Genomic DNA, 16,256 nt, shown 5'->3' with positions numbered 1-16,256 from the left:
AGCGTATGGTTTTAGGAAATCAACGCGGAAGTCGGATAGACTTCAAGTGGATTTATCTAAATCACTAGCTTTTTAGTTCGAATACAATTACAGTAAAATTCAACGAAGTCAATATTGACAGCGTGGTTGTTTCTTGTTAGAATATAGATATTCAATTTTGAGTGGATAAAGTGAAGTAACGAGGGCGTTACGAAATCCGTAAGAAAATAGGAAACTGACGCAGAGTCTGCAGACTCTAGGAAGTTTATCTTTTTCACTAGGATTTTAGTCCGAGTACAATTCCATTCAACAGTAGTTAAGTGACGATAGCCTAGGAGATACACCTGTACCCATGCCGAACACAGCAGTTAAGCCCTAGAACGCCTGAAGTAGTTGGGGGTTGCCCCCTGTTAGATACGGTAGTCGCTTAGCGCATAGGAATCAGATGATTCCATTTGGGAGTTTAGCTCACTGGGAGAGCTGAAACAATCTAGTGATTGTTTCAGGTTGTGGATGAGGAAAGCGTAGCTTTCCACACTACAGATGCTCGACCGTTGAGTTAAATGACCAGAAGGGGAGTTTAGCTCAGCTGGGAGAGCATCTGCCTTACAAGCAGAGGGTCAGCGGTTCGATCCCGTTAACTCCCATAGGTCCCGTAGTGTAGCGGTTATCACGTCGCCCTGTCACGGCGAAGATCGCGGGTTCGATTCCCGTCGGGACCGTTTTAACATCCCATGAATAGGCTGTTAAAAGTTGGAAATAAAACAAACGTAGTTTGTGTCATATTTTGAGACTCGTTAGCTCAGTTGGTAGAGCAATTGACTTTTAATCAATGGGTCGCTGGTTCGAGCCCAGCACGAGTCATATGCGGGTTTGGCGGAATTGGCAGACGCACCAGATTTAGGATCTGGCGCTTTCGGGCGTGGGGGTTCAAGTCCCTTAACCCGCATAAGAATAATAGTAAGCCGGCTTAGCTCAGTTGGTAGAGCATCTGATTTGTAATCAGAGGGTCGCGTGTTCAAGTCATGTAGCCGGCATTAACTGAATAGGTTGCGAACGTAGTTCAGTGGTAGAACACCACCTTGCCAAGGTGGGGGTCGCGGGTTCGAATCCCGTCGTTCGCTTTGAGAGGCCGGGGTGGCGGAACAGGCAGACGCACAGGACTTAAAATCCTGCGATGGCAACATCGTACCGGTTCGATTCCGGTCCTCGGCATGGCCGTATTATAGGAAGCACCCTTAGCTCAACTGGATAGAGTACCTGACTACGAATCAGGCGGTTAGAGGTTCGAATCCTCTAGGGTGCATGACTCGCTTAATGCTTCATTAGGGGAGCTTTATTTTTAGTGATAACGGGAAGTAGCTCAGCTTGGTAGAGTACTTGGTTTGGGACCAAGGTGTCGCAGGTTCGAATCCTGTCTTCCCGATGTTAGAAATCAAAGAGTGCTCATTGGGCATTCTTTTTTCTTTTACTGTTCATAAAATTTATTGAGACTAAGAAGCAAGGAGTACTTGTTTAGGGTACTCTGTGTTTTTTAAGGCTCTATAAGACTGTAGTGGGTAAATTCCCTCTGGAGATGATAGTGTAGAAAAAAAGTCCCATATGACCTATAATGAAAAGCGACAAAATCATCATTAGAAAGAATCATATGGAATAGATAAACAGTCAGGGAAGTGACTGTTTATCTCCGAGCCAAGAAATAGTAAAGCGTGGATAGTATCACAAATTTTCTCGGAATAAAAGACAAAAATATTATTATCACTAATGAATACGATATGGAACGCACAAAGAGCTTCATGGTCATTTGGACTATCCAGCGCCTAAATACCACAATTGTTACAGTCAAATGACCAAATACGACTTCCAGAAAGCCTCTAAAATCCCTTATCTGGAGTGTGCAGGCTATAAAATTCTCATCCGTTTGAAAAGCGCCGTTTCCGCTGTAAAAATTGCGGAAAAATGGCTGTCGCAGAAACCTCTCTGGTCAAGAAAAACACCAAATCTCAATCATTGTTCACCAGAAAATCGCCCAATTGCTCATTGAAAAACAGTCTATGACCGACATCGCTAAGCGTCTTGCCGTCTCTACCTCAACCGTCATTCGCAAGCTAAATGAGTTCCAATTTAAAACGGATTGGAGTTGGCTTCCTGAAAATATGAGCTGGCTTCAAGAAAGGGAAAATGAGTTTCATCGCTCAGGATTTTGACTCGCTAAAGGTCATCACAATCCTGGACGGACACACACAAGCCACAATCAGAAATCATTTCTTGCGCTATTCCAGACAAGCTAGAAATCGCGTCAAAGTCATCACTATTGACGTGTTTAGCCCATGTTATCAGCTGTCTAAACCCTTCGCTTTCTAATTTCCAAGCTCAGGCTGAAATAGTCTCCCAGACTATTTCACTCCCGTATGCCAAAATCGTTCTTGATTGCTTTCATATTGTGCAGCACCTTAGCCGTGTTATGAACCGCGTTCGCATCCAAATTATGAACCAATTGGACCGTCAATCACATGAATATCGTTCCCTGATACGCTACTGGGAACTGATACAACAAGACAGTCGCAAACTCAATGTTAAACGCTTATATCGTACGACTTTTCGTGTGCACTTGACCAACAAGGAAATTTTAGAGAAGCTGCTTTCCTACTCAGATGAGCTAAGACAGCACTACGAACTCTATCAGTTACTCCTCTTTCATTTCTAAGAGAGGAACTCAGACCGTTTCTTTGGGCTCATCGAAGAAACGATTTCCAGCGTACACCCTATCTTTCAAACAGTTTTTAAGACCTTTTTGAAAGATAAAGATAAGATTATCAATACCTTCGAACTGCCCTATTCAAACGCAAAACTTGAGGCAACTAATAATCTCATCAAGGTCATTAAGTGAAATGCCTTTGGCTTCAGAAAGATGAAAACTTTATGAAACGGATTTTGATGGCAGTAAACATCAAAAAAGAGAAGACCAAACTGATCCTCTCGAGAATATAGCTTTTCGCCCACCTATAGCTGTTGACAAAGAGCCTTTTTAATATGAACTTTCTCTAATGGTCAATGTCGTTCTGAGTTTGATTTTTCGTGGGTGGTGGGTGTTTGGATTTGCAATGATGCGGTCCAAGAGTTGCATAGCTTCAAGGCCCATTTCCTCCGTGAAAACGCTGATAGAGGAGAGTGCCGGATAGACTTGACGAGTGATGGCGGTGTCGTTGAAGGTGATGATTTGAACACGATCAGGAACCTCAATTTGCCGTTCTTGTAGGGCTCGCAAAGCACCGACAGCCAGCGTATCGTTGGCCATGAAGAAGGCTGGTGGCAGGTCGTCGCCCAATTCTTGGATTGCACGGGTCATCAGTTCGTAGCCTGACTGGGTGGAAAATTTACCGATATAGCAGTAATTTTCTTTGTAGATACCCAAGGTGGACAGATAGTCACGATAGCTGAACAAGCGGGGGTCGGCAGGCAGGTCTTGTCCGTCGGAGGTCTTTTCCTGCCCGACTAGCAGTCCGATGTCAGCGATACCTTGACTGCGAAAATGATTGATGACGGTTTGAACCGAGTGGTTAAAATCAGTGGTTACACAGGAGAACCCTTCGGTCAGAGTATCACTGTCCACAAAGACCAGATGAGGAGACAAGCTGGTCAGCTCTGCTATTTGCCCAGAAGAAAATTTGCCCACTGCGATGATGCCGTCAACCTCGGCCAGGAGCGGATTGCTCAGGTCGTTGAAGGAGAGGATGAGCTGATAGCCCAGTCGGCTAGCCTCGCGCTCGATGCTGACACGGATAGAGTAATAGTAGAGGTCAGCCAATTCCTCGCTTTCTGTGTACCATTGGACAAGTCCGATGGTGCCTTTTTGTTGGGGCGCCTGCTTTTTTAAATGTTTGGTATAGCCCATTTCTTGAGCCAAGTCTAGGATGCGTTCGCGAGTTTCTGGACTGACGGATAGGCTGTTATCTCCATTGAGTACTCTGGAAATAGTGGCGGATGAGAGCTGTGCTCTAACTGCAATTTCTTTGATAGTGACCATGGCTTTCCCCTTTCTTTTTCTTTGATTATAGCATAATAGAAAAGATTAGTAAATTTTTAGTAAATTCTTGACAAGGTCTTTTTTTAGATATAAAATAAAAGAAATCGATTACAATTCAAGGAGGTTCTTATGAACAAGGAACAAATCACACAAGCCTTTCAGGATGTATTTGGTCAAGAAGCGGACGCGGCATTCTTCTCGCCAGGTCGAATTAACCTGATTGGTGAGCACACGGACTACAACGGCGGTCATGTTTTCCCAGCTGCCATTACTTTGGGGACCTATGGTGCAGCCCGCAAGCGTGATGACCAAGTCCTGCGCTTTTACTCTGCCAATTTTGAGGAATTGGGCATTATTGAGGTGGATTTGGGCAATTTAGTTTACGACAAGGCCCATAACTGGACCAACTACGCCAAGGGCGTACTCAAGTTCTTGCAGGAGGCCGGACATACGATTGACTCGGGTATGGACGTCTATATCTATGGCAATATTCCAAATGGGTCTGGCCTGTCCTCATCAGCCTCTTTGGAACTGCTGATTGGGATTATTGCAGAGGAGCTATACAAGTTAGACTTGACTCGCCTTGATTTGGTTAAAATCGGAAAATTGACGGAAAATCAGTTCATCGGGGTTAATTCAGGAATCATGGACCAATTTGCTATCGGTATGGGTGCGGACAATAAGGCGATTTACCTAGATACCAATACGTTGGAATATGACTTGGTGCCGCTGGATTTGGGCGACCATGTCATTGTTATCATGAATACCAACAAGCGTCGTGAATTGGCAGATTCTAAGTACAATGAGCGCCGTGCGGAATGTGAAAAAGCGGTGGAAGAGCTCAATTCTGTCCTCTCTATCGAGACCTTGGGTGAGTTGGACGAATGGACTTTCGACGAATATGCTTACTTGATTAAGGACGAAAACCGTCTCAAACGGGCGCGCCATGCCGTTCTGGAAAATCAACGGACCTTGCAGGCTCGGGCAGCGCTTGAAGCTGGTGATTTGGCAAAATTCGGTCGTCTGGTCAATGCCTCACATGTGTCCTTGGAGCATGATTATGAAGTGACCGGTCTGGAATTGGATACGTTGGCCCACACTGCTTGGCAACAAGAGGGCGTTCTCGGGGCGAGGATGACGGGAGCAGGATTTGGTGGCTGTGGCATTGCCATTGTCCACAAGGATAAGGTAGAGGCCTTTAAGGAAAATGTTGGTAAGACCTACACAGAAGTGGTTGGCTATGCACCTAGCTTTTATGTGGCGGAAATTGCTGGCGGTTCAACCGTTTTGTAAGATGTGAAATGATGAAGGAGAGACGATGGCAAATCTGGTAGATACATTTGTGGAGCAAGCGATTGTTCATAGTGACTTTGAGGAGATGGACCATCTCTATCTGCGCAATCGGGTTTTGGCTTTGGTTGGCGAGCAGGTCTTGGACATTGAGACGGAGCTGACGGATATGATTGCCCTCAAAGATGCCTTGTTGGCATCGGCTCTTGAGGCTGGTCAAGTTGGGGAACTCTTGGAGGAGCAGGACATGGTTGGGGCTAGTCTGATGGACTTGGTGACACCGGCTCCTAGTCAGGTCAACCGTCAATTTTGGGCGACCTATGAAAATAGTCCGGAGCAGGCTATTGCGGATTTCTATGACCTCAGCAAGCGCAATGATTATATCAAGCTAGCAGCTGTTGCCAAAAATATCTATTACCAAGTACCGACAGATTATGGCAATCTGGAAATCACCATCAACTTGTCCAAACCAGAGAAGGATCAGAAAGCCATTGCGGCGGCCAAATTAGCAGAAGCAAGTAATTATCCTAAATGCCTGCTCTGTATGGAAAATGAGGGCTATCAGGGGCGGATCAATCATCCTGCTCGTGCCAATCACCGGATTATTCGTCTTCAGTTGGGGCAGGAGAACTGGGGCTTTCAGTATTCGCCCTATGCTTATTTTAATGAGCATGCCATTTTCCTCAATGCTGAGCATGTGCCAATGGCCATTACGCCACAGACCTTTGAGCAACTCTTGGATTTGATTGACCTTTTGCCGGGCTATTTCGTCGGTTCCAACTCGGATTTGCCGATTTCAGGCGGCTCTATCTTGACCCATAACCACTATCAGGGCGGTCGCCATATCTTCCCTATGGATGAGGCGCCGATTGAGCAGGAGCTGACGTTTGCAGGCTTTGAAGGCGTACAGGCTGGACTTGTCAAGTGGCCCATGTCGGTCATCCGTTTGACCTCCAGCGATCGGACGGCGCTGCTTGGTTTGGCGACTAAGATTTTGGAAAAATGGCGGAGCTACTCAGATGACCTGGTTGGAATTAAGGCTGAGACGAATGGAGTACCGCATCATACCATTACACCAATCGTGCGTAAGCGTGACGGTCGTTATGAGCTGGACTTGGTCCTCCGCGACAATCAGACTTCGGAGGAATTTCCAGACGGTATTTACCATCCCCATCCAGATGTTCAGCATATCAAGAAAGAAAATATCGGCTTGATTGAAGTCATGGGCTTGGCCATCTTGCCACCACGCCTTAAGGCGGAGTTGGCCGAGGTGGAGAAATTCCTGCTGGGGCAGGACAGTCAAGTGGCAGCCTATCACCAAGACTGGGCAGACCGCTTGAAGGCCGCTCACAGCTCAATTACCGCTGAAAATGTCCAAGAGATTGTCCGCACGTCCGTGGGACAAATCTTTGCCCGTGTACTTGAAGATGCCGGCGTCTACAAACGCACACCAGAAGGCCAAGCTGCCTTTAGAAGATTTGTCGAGTTTGTGGGGGTTGTATAATAACTTTCGAAGGGTAGGCAGACGCCTGCTCTTTTTGTTATAATAGTAAAAGTTATCAAAGGAGTGGATATGAAAAATTCAAAAATAGGGACTGTCATTACACTTGTGGCAGGTATTGCTTGGGGTTTGTCGGGAGTCAGTGGGCAATATTTGATGACGCGTGGGGTGACGGTTGAGATGATTACGACCCTACGTTTGGTGATTTCGGGTGTGGTTCTGTTGGGCGTGGCCTATTTGACCAGTAGGGACCAGTTGATGGCTGTTTTGAAAAATAAAAAGGCCCTGCTTGGGATTTTCCTTTTTGCCATGCTGGGCTTGGTGCTCAATCAAATCGCTTATCTACAAGCCATTTACTATACAAATGCCGGTACGGCAACGGTTTTGCAATACCTCTGTCCTATTTTGGTCTTGGGTTATACCTGTCTGCGGGACCGACAAAAGCCGACAGCGGTTGAATTGATGTCGATTGCTCTTGCTGTAGTAGGTACATTTCTGATTGCGACACATGGGCAATTGGACAAGCTGGCGGTGACACCGGTTGGTCTGGCATGGGGGATTTTCTCAGCCTTCACTTACGCCCTCTATATCATCCTGCCTAGTCGCTATATTCGCCAATATGGAAGTATGGTGGTCATTGGGATTGGCATGCTGATGGGTGGTTTGGTGGCAGTGCTTGCCTTTAGGACCTGGGGGCAGAGCCTTCCCGTGGACGGTGGCAGTCTTTTGGGTATATTGGGAATTGTTGGTGTGGGTACCATTTTTGCCTATACAGCCTTTCTCAAGGGCGTCAGCATGGTCGGTCCGGTCAAGGGCAGTCTGTTGGCTTCGATTGAGCCGGTCGCATCGGTCTTTTTTGCCGTTTGGCTAGTTAATGAACAATTTTATTCCATTGATTTTTTGGGGATGGTGCTGATTTTGGCGGCTGTTCTAATGATTTCCCTGAAAGATTTAGTGATTTCAAGAAAGAGTATTGGTTAAGATGCTCTTTTTTGTTATACTAAAAGAAAAGGCTTACAAAGGAGAAAAGATGCTTAGAGAATTTTGTTCGGAGAACCATATTGACGTAGCGCGTGCCCTTTCTTTAGGGGCGCAACGAGTGGAGTTGTGCGATAATTTGGCAGTCGGTGGAACGACACCTAGCTATGCGGTGATTGATTACGTCTGTCAACTGGCCCATGAAAATGATGCGGCGGTCATGACCATGATTCGCCCCCGTGGCGGGAATTTCTGCTATGATGAGGTGGAAGTGGACATGATGGTAGAAGATTGCAAGGTGGCCAAGAAACTGGGTTCGGACGGTCTGGTTTATGGTCTGTTGACCGAGGAAAATTGGCTGGACGAGGTCGCTTTGGAGAAATTATTGGCCATGTCTGAAGGGTGCGAAATTGTTTTTCACATGGCCTTTGACCAAATACCACGCGGGAGACAATTTGAGGCCATTGATTGGCTGGCAGCACACGGTGTGACGCGGATTTTAACGCGGGGTAATCTGTCTGGTTGTGCTTTGGAAAACATTGACTGGCTAAACGAGATTGTGACTTATGCCAAGGGAAAAATCCAAATCCTTATTGGTGGTGGATTGACGGTGAATAACGTTCCAGAATTGGTTAACAAGCTACCGATTGACCAAGTCCATGGAACAAAATTGTTTTGGTAAGAAAACTTTAAGTTTTCTTTAAGGAAGTTTCAGTATACTCTATTTATTCTTTTTCATATAATCTCCTGAAGGCGCCCGGCATTTGTCGGGTGTTTTCTTTCTTTTTTATATTTTATCGGGGATGGAGCGAGAACTATGAGCATTGAACTATCTGTAGATTGGAGACAAAGAATGCTGTTACTATTGAGCTAGTTTGAAAGGGGTGACTGACTTCAGATAAGCTGATTGAAATGTTATGAGAGTCAGGGGTTATTCGTTCTGGCTCTCTAAATCCTATACAAGCCTCAGAATATTTGTTATACTAAGAACAGAAAGAACATTTGGAGGTTTCTATGAAGAGGGTAAAATATCTTGGCCTGCTCTTGGGGGCTATGACATTTCTAGCTGCTTGTCAGCCAGCAGATTTGCAGTCCACTACTACTGAGACAGAAACGTCTACTCAAACTTCTGCTCCAACGGAATCAGAAGAGATATCGGTTGGTTCAAGTGAGCAAGAGGCGGGGTCTTCTGCTCAGCAAGGTTTTTCCTTACCAGTAATTTATCAGGATGTTATAGGAAATTACCAAGCTAGTCTTGCCCAACCAGAAGCTATCAATCCCGAACAGGTCAGCACCCAATTAGTCTTGGTTCATCAGCCGGAAATCTATGCTGGCGCTTTCTATAGCCTGTATGATTTTAACCAAGATGGGGTTGAAGATTTGATCATTGCTCTCAAAAAATCAGATAGTTATGTGCTGATTGACCTCTATACTCTGTATGGTGGAGGGGACCTCTTACGCCTGGTTGACAGTTTCCGTCATATCGGTCCTGAAATAGGTGAGGAGGCCATTCTCCGTCCCCTACAAGATGGTAGCTATCTTTATGAGGTTGCTGGTCAATCCAAGCTCTATCAATATGACGAACATATTCCGGGATTGGGTCCTGTTCCTGAGATAGAAGCAGAATCATCAGTTTTTGATTTGAACAGTTTGACCTGGATTCAGATAGAAGCACAATAGTAAAAGGCTTGAGTTGATGCTCAGGCCTTTGGTTTTCTATCCATGTTGGGAAGATTGATTTTGTATTTGATGACTAGCAGTCGGATAATCAAAGAGATGATAAATATAGTAATAAAGGTAGGAATTTGAGGTAGTTGCCAATTGACCACACAGATATGGTAAATTATACCGGAAAATAGGGCCAAGACAGCATAAACGTCCTCTCGAAGGACAATAGGGGTCTCATTGACCAATAAGTCTCGGACAATACCACCACCAACTCCAGTCAGGGTCGCAAGAATACCTGTTGTCACAGCATTTAGCTGTAACTCTATGCCAGTGTTGGCCCCGATTAGGGCGAAAATCGCCAGACCTACCGAGTCGAAGATGAGGTTGGTTTGGGCAAGGAGAATCAGGGCCGGCTTGTCAAGAGGTGTATCCTGTCGGATATGGATGGCGCAAAGATAGAGTAGAATGGCCACGACAACGGATAAGTAGATGGCTGAAGGGTCCGTCAGAGCAGTTGGAATACGATTGGCCATGATATCTCGAATAATACCACCTCCCACAGCTGTCATCAGACTGAGTAGAGAAATTCCAAATATATCTAGTTTTTTTCTGAAACCTTTAATGGCGCCTGAAACAGCAAAAGCGATTGTCCCTATGTAGTTACAAATGATAAGAAATAGCTCAAAATCCATACCTACCTCCACCTCTAGTTTACCATAGAAACAATTGGAAATTCAAGGGAAAAAAGTTTGTGATAAAAAGAACTTTATCAGGTGTGTCCTTGTCGACATTTTTGTGAAAAAGTGAACGAAATCAAGGATTTCAGAAAGTTTACAAGAAAATGGAAAACGGTTCAAAAATTTGCCATTTGTGAAAAAATGGTCTATCATGGTAAGGAAAGAGAAAAAACCTTTGGAGGAAATTATGGTATCTATTTCAAAAGAGCAACATTTGGATATGTTCTTGAAAATGCAGCAAATTCGTGATGTTGACATGAAGTTGAACAAATTAGTGCGTCGTGGCTTTGTACAAGGTATGACTCACTTCTCAGTTGGTGAAGAAGCAGCAGCGGTAGGTCCGATTGCTAGCTTGACAGACCAAGATATTATCTTCTCTCACCACCGTGGTCACGGTCACGTTATTGCAAAAGGTATTGATATCAATGGTATGATGGCAGAGCTTGCTGGTAAGGCAACTGGTACATCTAAAGGCCGTGGTGGTTCCATGCACTTGGCCAACGTTGAAAAAGGGAACTTCGGTTCTAACGGTATCGTAGGTGGTGGTTATGCCCTGGCTGTTGGTGCGGCTTTGACCCAACAATACCTTGGTACAGATAATATCGTTATCGCCTTCTCAGGTGACTCAGCAACTAACGAAGGTTCTTTCCATGAGTCAATGAACTTGGCAGCTGTTTGGAATTTGCCAGTTATCTTCTTTATCACAAACAACCGCTACGGTATCTCAACTGATATTTCTTACTCAACCAAGATTCCTCACCTTTACCTTCGTGCAGCGGCTTATGGTATGCCAGGTCACTATATCGAAGATGGTAACGATGTGGTTGCTGTTTACGAGAAAATGCAAGAAGTTATCGAATATGTTCGTGCAGGTAACGGTCCAGCCATGGTTGAGGTTGAATCTTATCGTTGGTTTGGTCACTCAACAGCCGATGCTGGTGTTTACCGTACAAAAGAAGAAGTAAATGAGTGGAAAGCAAAAGATCCGCTTAAGAAATACCGCAAGTATTTGACTGAAAACAAAATTGCTGCCGACGAAGAATTGGATGCAATCGAAGCACAAGTTGCTGAACAAGTTGAGGCAGCTGTGAAATTCGCACAAGAAAGCCCAGATCCAGATATCTCAATCGCCTACGAAGACGTATTTGTGGATTAAGTAATAAGGGCGTTAAAAGGACACAGCAAAAATAGGAAATCAGCCAAGGAAATTGGGGTTTTCTGCTGATTTATCTTTTTTGCACAGTCCTTAGCTCGAGCACTATTGATTAATGTAAGAAGTTTGACTAAGCTCTAAAAAGTAAGTCAAACTAGGGCAGCTACTAGGGTGGTCTGCTACCTACCACATAATCTTTCTAGCGATATAATAATACAATCATTTTACAGTTCTGAACAATTAGAAGAAAGGAATTGAACCTGACCGGAAAGCTCGAAATTTAGATAGTTCTTCTCGGATGCCAGACATCCATCGGTGAACTCCTAAAAGATGTTGCTTTCTGTACGGTCTTGGTATCTTAAATTATGACTGAAACAAAAGTAATGGCCTTGCGTGAAGCGATTAACTTGGCTCAAAGCGAAGAAATGCGTAAGGATGAAAAAGTATTCTTGATGGGTGAAGACGTCGGTATCTACGGCGGTGACTTCGGTACATCTGTTGGTATGTTGGACGAATTTGGTCCAAAACGCGTTCGCGACACGCCTATCTCTGAGGCTGCGATTGCAGGTTCTGCGGTTGGTGCGGCTCAAACAGGTCTCCGCCCAATCGTTGACTTGACTTTCATGGACTTCGTAACCATTGCCCTTGATGCGATTGTTAACCAAGCTGCTAAAACCAACTACATGTTTGGTGGTGGTTTGAAAACACCTGTAACCTTCCGTGTGGCATCTGGTTCTGGTATCGGTTCTGCCGCTCAGCACTCACAATCTCTTGAAGCTTGGTTGACTCACATCCCAGGTATCAAGGTGGTTGCACCTGGTACAGCCAACGATGCCAAAGGTCTTTTGAAATCATCAATCCTTGACAACAACCCAGTTATCTTCTTGGAGCCAAAAGCTCTCTACGGTAAAAAAGAAGAAGTTAACTTGGACCCAGATTTCTATATTCCACTTGGTAAAGGGGACATCAAGCGCGAAGGTACAGATGTGACTATCATCTCCTACGGACGTATGCTTGAGCGTGCAATCCAAGCTGCTGATGAAGTGGCTGCAGAAGGCATCAGCGTTGAAGTGGTTGACCCACGTACCCTTATCCCATTGGATAAAGAATTGATTATTGAATCTGTTAAGAAAACTGGTAAGGTTATCTTGGTCAACGATGCCTACAAGACAGGTGGTTTCATCGGTGAAATCGCATCAATCATCACTGAAAGCGAAGCATTCGATTACCTTGATGCACCAATCATCCGTATCGCTTCAGACGACGTACCAGTTCCTTACGCAAACGTTCTTGAGAATGCAGTATTGCCAAACGTAGAGAAAATCAAAGCGGCAATCTACAAACAAGTTAACAAGGGTTAAGAGAAAATCTTGTTATAAACAAGAATGAAACGTAAGAAACTGAAAGAAAGGAATTGAACCCGGCCGGAGAGTTGGGAAATCAGGAATTTTTAGGAATTTCTCATTTCCAGTCACTCTCTGTTGGGCCCTGGTATCTTAAATATGGCAATTGAAATTATTATGCCTAAGCTCGGTGTGGACATGCAAGAAGGTGAAATCATCGAGTGGAAAAAACAGGAAGGCGATTTCGTCAATGAAGGCGACGTCATCTTGGAAATGATGTCTGATAAAACCAGCATGGAATTGGAAGCTGAAGAGTCAGGCGTTCTCTTGAAAATTGTGCATGGAAATGGTGCGACAGTTCCGGTAACGGAAGTCATTGCCTATCTCGGTGCAGAAGGTGAAACAGTGGAAGCGGCTGGTAGCTCTGCTCCAGCGGTTGAGCCAGCAGCAGCTATCGAAGAAGTTCCTGCTAGCCGTACACCGGTTATTGTAACTCCAGCAGTGGCTGCGAAACCGCAAGGTGGTGGTAAGGTTCGTGCAACTCCAGCAGCTCGTAAATTAGCGCGTGATTTGGGTATCGACCTTGGTTTAGTACCTGGTACGGGTGCCAATGGTCGTGTCCACAAGTCTGACGTTGAAGACTTCAAGGGTGCGGCTCCTAAGGCTACTCCACTTGCAGCTCGTATTGCAGCTGACCTGGGTGTTGATTTGACAACTGTGACAGGAACAGGTGTCAACGGTAAGATCAAGAAAGAAGACGTTCTTGCCCTTGTTGCACCAGCTCCAGCGGTTGAAGCAGCAGCTAGTCCTAAAGCAGAAGAAAAATCAGTCAAAGAATTGCCAGAAGGCGTTGAAATCATCAAGATGAGTCCAATGCGTAAGGCTATTTCGAAAGGTATGGTTAACTCTTACTTGACTGCACCAACCTTCACGTTGAACTACGACATTGACATGACCAACCTCATGGCACTTCGTAAGCAGGTTCTTGAACCAATCATGAACAAGACAGGTCTTAAAGTAACCTTCACGGACTTGATCGGTCTTGCAGTTGTTCGTACGCTTATGAAAGAAGAACACCGTTACATGAATGCGTCTCTCATCAACGATGCGCAAGAAATCGAATTGCACAAGTTCGTTAACCTTGGTATCGCTGTTGGTTTGGATGAAGGTCTGGTTGTACCAGTTGTTCACGGCGCAGATAAGATGAGCTTGTCTGAATTTGTGGTTGCATCCAAAGATGTCATCAAGAAAGCGCAATCTGGTAAGTTGAAGGGTGCTGAAATGTCTGGTTCGACATTCTCTATCACAAACTTGGGTATGTTTGGAACTAAGACCTTTAACCCAATCATCAACCAACCAAACTCTGCTATCCTTGGTGTGGCGTCAACGGTTCAAACACCGGTTGTCATCGACGGTGAAATCAAAATCCGTCCAATCATGGCACTCTGCTTGACCATTGACCACCGTATTGTTGATGGTATGAACGGCGCGAAATTCATGGTTGACCTCAAGAACTTGTTGGAAAACCCACTTGAATTGTTGATCTGATAAGATCTCCATTGGTTTAAACTAGAGAATTAGAAAACAAAGAAAGGATGTAGAACGGGTTCGTGACATTTGAACACGAACTAAATGCTCGGAATTTAGATAGTCCGCCTTGGATGTGAGCATCCTGCGTTGGACTACCAAAATTCAGTCGCATTTGGACGTTCTTTGTATCATAATTATGGCAATTGAAATTATTATGCCGAAACTCGGTGTGGACATGCAAGAAGGTGAAATCATCGAGTGGAAAAAAGCTGAAGGTGATTTCGTCAATGAAGGCGATGTGATTTTGGAAATGATGTCTGACAAGACTAGCATGGAGCTAGAAGCTGAAGATTCAGGTGTTCTTTTGAAAATCGTTCATGGTAACGGTGCGACTGTTCCTGTAACAGAAGTTATCGCTTACCTTGGTGCAGAAGGTGAAACAGTTGAGGCAGGTAGCGGTGCTGCTTCAGCAGCGGCTGAAGTTGCTCAAGCAACTGCTGATTTGAAAGCAGCTGGTTTGGAAGTTCCTGCAGCACCTGCTGCAGCTGCTCCACAAGCTCCTAAGGCAGAATTGGCTGCTGATGAGTACGACATGGTCGTAGTCGGTGGTGGTCCTGCTGGTTACTACGCGGCTATCCGTGGTGCTCAATTGGGCGGTAAAATCGCTATCGTTGAGAAGTCTGAATTTGGTGGTACTTGCTTGAACAAGGGTTGTATACCAACTAAGACTTACCTCAAAAATGCTGAAATCCTTGACGGCTTGAAAATCGCTGCTGAGCGTGGTATCAACTTGGCATCAACCAACTATACCGTTGATATGGATAAGACAGTTGATTTCAAGAACAAGGTTGTGAAGACTTTGACTGGTGGTGTAGCGGGTCTCTTGAAAGCCAACAAGGTTGAAATCTTCAACGGTCTTGGTCAAGTAAACCCAGATAAGACAGTTGTTATCGGCGAGAAAGTCATCAAAGGTCGCTCTGTTGTCTTGGCTACTGGTTCAAAAGTTTCTCGCATCAATATCCCAGGTATTGATTCTAAATTGGTATTGACATCGGATGATATCCTTGACCTTCGTGAAATTCCTAAGTCACTCACTGTTATGGGTGGTGGCGTAGTCGGTGTGGAACTTGGTTTGGTTTACGCATCATACGGTACTGAAGTAACGGTTGTTGAAATGGCAGACCGTATCATCCCAGGTATGGACCGCGAAGTGTCTGTTGAATTGCAAAAAGTTCTTTCTAAGAAAGGCATGAAATTCTTGACATCTGTTGGTGTATCTGAGATTGTTGAAGCTAACAACCAATTGACTATCAAGCTTAACGACGGTTCAGAAATCGTTTCTGAAAAAGCCCTTCTTTCTATCGGTCGTGTACCACAGTTGGCAGGTCTTGAGAACCTCAACCTTGAGTTGGATCGTGGCCGTATCAAGGTTAACGAGTACCAAGAAACATCTATCCCAGGCATCTATGCTCCAGGTGATGTCAACGGTACGAAGATGCTTGCACACGCTGCTTACCGTATGGGTGAAGTGGCAGCTGAAAATGCTATCCTTGGTAACCACCACAAAGCTCATTTGGACTTCACACCAGCTGCGGTCTACACACACCCAGAAATCGCGATGGTTGGTTTGACAGAAGACCAAGCTATCGAGAAATACGGTAAAGATAACATCCTTATCGGTCGCAACAGCTTTACTGGTAACGGTCGTGCCATTGCATCTAACGAAGCCCATGGTTTCGTAAAAGTTATTGCTGATAAGAAATACCATGAAGTGCTTGGTGTCCATATCATCGGTCCAGTTGCTGCAGAAATGATCAATGAAGCAGCGACTATCATGGAATCTGAGTTGACAGTTGACGACGTGGCAGCATCTATTCACGGTCACCCAACCTTCTCAGAAGTTATGTACGAAGCCTTCCTTGATGTTCTTGGCGTGGCAATCCACAACCCACCAAAACGTAAATAATCATCACACAGGATTGGACCTTGTCCAGTCCTTTTTTGTGTAGAGTTGAAAATCCGAATATCCGAATATTTTAAAAAAATTCTG

At 45.0% G+C, this 16,256-nt stretch carries 11 protein-coding genes, 9 tRNA genes, 1 rRNA gene and 1 pseudogene; 20 read left to right on the top strand and 2 right to left on the bottom strand.

The window, feature by feature from the left end; all coding sequences use genetic code 11:
• Window positions 1–295 precede the first annotated feature (295 nt).
• The 11 genes and pseudogenes from rrf to AB1F57_RS11155 all read left to right on the top strand — a co-directional run bounded on the left by rrf (window position 296) and on the right by AB1F57_RS11155 (window position 2,970).
• A 5S ribosomal RNA gene (gene rrf / locus AB1F57_RS11205) occupies window positions 296–411 on the top strand.
• A 142-nt stretch (window positions 412–553) separates the two neighbouring features.
• Window positions 554–626: transfer RNA gene (locus tag AB1F57_RS11200), tRNA-Val, on the top strand.
• A gap of 2 nt (window positions 627–628) precedes the next feature.
• Window positions 629–701, top strand: a tRNA-Asp gene (locus AB1F57_RS11195).
• 69 nt (window positions 702–770) lie between these two features.
• Window positions 771–843, top strand: a tRNA-Lys gene (locus AB1F57_RS11190).
• Window positions 844–846: 3 nt separating this feature from the next.
• A tRNA-Leu gene (locus AB1F57_RS11185) sits at window positions 847–928 on the top strand.
• 15 nt (window positions 929–943) lie between these two features.
• Window positions 944–1,016 (top strand) — tRNA-Thr (locus tag AB1F57_RS11180).
• A 15-nt stretch (window positions 1,017–1,031) separates the two neighbouring features.
• A tRNA-Gly gene (locus AB1F57_RS11175) sits at window positions 1,032–1,103 on the top strand.
• Window positions 1,104–1,110: 7 nt separating this feature from the next.
• Window positions 1,111–1,194 (top strand) — tRNA-Leu (locus AB1F57_RS11170).
• A gap of 17 nt (window positions 1,195–1,211) precedes the next feature.
• Window positions 1,212–1,285: transfer RNA gene (locus tag AB1F57_RS11165), tRNA-Arg, on the top strand.
• Between the two features lie 46 nt (window positions 1,286–1,331).
• Window positions 1,332–1,405: transfer RNA gene (locus AB1F57_RS11160), tRNA-Pro, on the top strand.
• A 283-nt stretch (window positions 1,406–1,688) separates the two neighbouring features.
• Window positions 1,689–2,970: pseudogene (locus AB1F57_RS11155) on the top strand (transposase).
• A gap of 37 nt (window positions 2,971–3,007) precedes the next feature.
• Here the strand turns inward: AB1F57_RS11155 and AB1F57_RS11150 are convergent.
• Window positions 3,008–4,006: a LacI family DNA-binding transcriptional regulator gene (locus AB1F57_RS11150; RefSeq protein ID WP_170239397.1), complete on the bottom strand. Its 999-nt coding sequence runs from the start codon at window positions 4,004–4,006 to the stop codon at window positions 3,008–3,010.
• A 129-nt stretch (window positions 4,007–4,135) separates the two neighbouring features.
• Here AB1F57_RS11150 and AB1F57_RS11145 point away from each other — a divergent pair, with 129 nt between their 5' ends.
• From AB1F57_RS11145 to AB1F57_RS11125, 5 genes are all read left to right on the top strand, one after another.
• Window positions 4,136–5,299 carry a galactokinase gene (locus tag AB1F57_RS11145; RefSeq protein ID WP_105160106.1) on the top strand — a complete coding sequence of 388 codons (1,164 nt, stop codon included), beginning with the start codon at window positions 4,136–4,138 and terminating at the stop codon, window positions 5,297–5,299.
• A gap of 25 nt (window positions 5,300–5,324) precedes the next feature.
• A complete protein-coding gene (galT, locus tag AB1F57_RS11140; RefSeq protein WP_367985753.1) occupies window positions 5,325–6,800 on the top strand; it encodes a UDP-glucose--hexose-1-phosphate uridylyltransferase in 1,476 nt (491 codons plus the stop codon).
• Between the two features lie 69 nt (window positions 6,801–6,869).
• Entirely contained in the window at window positions 6,870–7,778 is a 909-nt protein-coding gene (locus tag AB1F57_RS11135) for a DMT family transporter (RefSeq protein WP_170239395.1), read from the top strand.
• 49 nt (window positions 7,779–7,827) lie between these two features.
• Complete coding sequence (locus AB1F57_RS11130) at window positions 7,828–8,457, top strand: copper homeostasis protein CutC (RefSeq protein WP_367985752.1); 630 nt, start codon at window positions 7,828–7,830, stop codon at window positions 8,455–8,457.
• 332 nt (window positions 8,458–8,789) lie between these two features.
• Complete coding sequence (locus tag AB1F57_RS11125; RefSeq protein WP_367985751.1) at window positions 8,790–9,455, top strand: colicin lysis protein; 666 nt, start codon at window positions 8,790–8,792, stop codon at window positions 9,453–9,455.
• 20 nt (window positions 9,456–9,475) lie between these two features.
• Here the strand turns inward: AB1F57_RS11125 and AB1F57_RS11120 are convergent, their stop codons facing one another.
• Complete coding sequence (locus tag AB1F57_RS11120) at window positions 9,476–10,135, bottom strand: TRIC cation channel family protein (RefSeq protein ID WP_105137287.1); 660 nt, start codon at window positions 10,133–10,135, stop codon at window positions 9,476–9,478.
• Between the two features lie 232 nt (window positions 10,136–10,367).
• Between AB1F57_RS11120 and AB1F57_RS11115 the strand changes: the two genes are divergently transcribed.
• The 4 genes from AB1F57_RS11115 (at window position 10,368) to lpdA (ending at window position 16,172) form a co-directional block, all read left to right on the top strand.
• Window positions 10,368–11,336 (top strand): thiamine pyrophosphate-dependent dehydrogenase E1 component subunit alpha, encoded by a 969-nt coding sequence (locus AB1F57_RS11115; RefSeq protein ID WP_367985750.1) that lies wholly within the window; start codon window positions 10,368–10,370, stop codon window positions 11,334–11,336.
• Window positions 11,337–11,698: 362 nt separating this feature from the next.
• A complete protein-coding gene (locus AB1F57_RS11110) occupies window positions 11,699–12,694 on the top strand; it encodes an alpha-ketoacid dehydrogenase subunit beta (protein ID WP_105137288.1) in 996 nt (331 codons plus the stop codon).
• A 141-nt stretch (window positions 12,695–12,835) separates the two neighbouring features.
• Window positions 12,836–14,224, top strand: a complete 1,389-nt coding sequence (locus AB1F57_RS11105) for a dihydrolipoamide acetyltransferase (protein ID WP_105137345.1) — start codon at window positions 12,836–12,838, stop codon at window positions 14,222–14,224.
• Between the two features lie 178 nt (window positions 14,225–14,402).
• Entirely contained in the window at window positions 14,403–16,172 is a 1,770-nt protein-coding gene (gene lpdA, locus AB1F57_RS11100) for a dihydrolipoyl dehydrogenase (RefSeq protein ID WP_105137289.1), read from the top strand.
• Window positions 16,173–16,256 lie beyond the last annotated feature (84 nt).

The sequence above is a fragment of the Streptococcus nasisuis genome (assembly GCF_040836615.1).
GTDB lineage: Bacteria > Bacillota > Bacilli > Lactobacillales > Streptococcaceae > Streptococcus > Streptococcus suis_V.
Note: the sequence above shows the minus strand (reverse complement) of the source record. Positions and strands in the feature narration are given on the sequence as shown.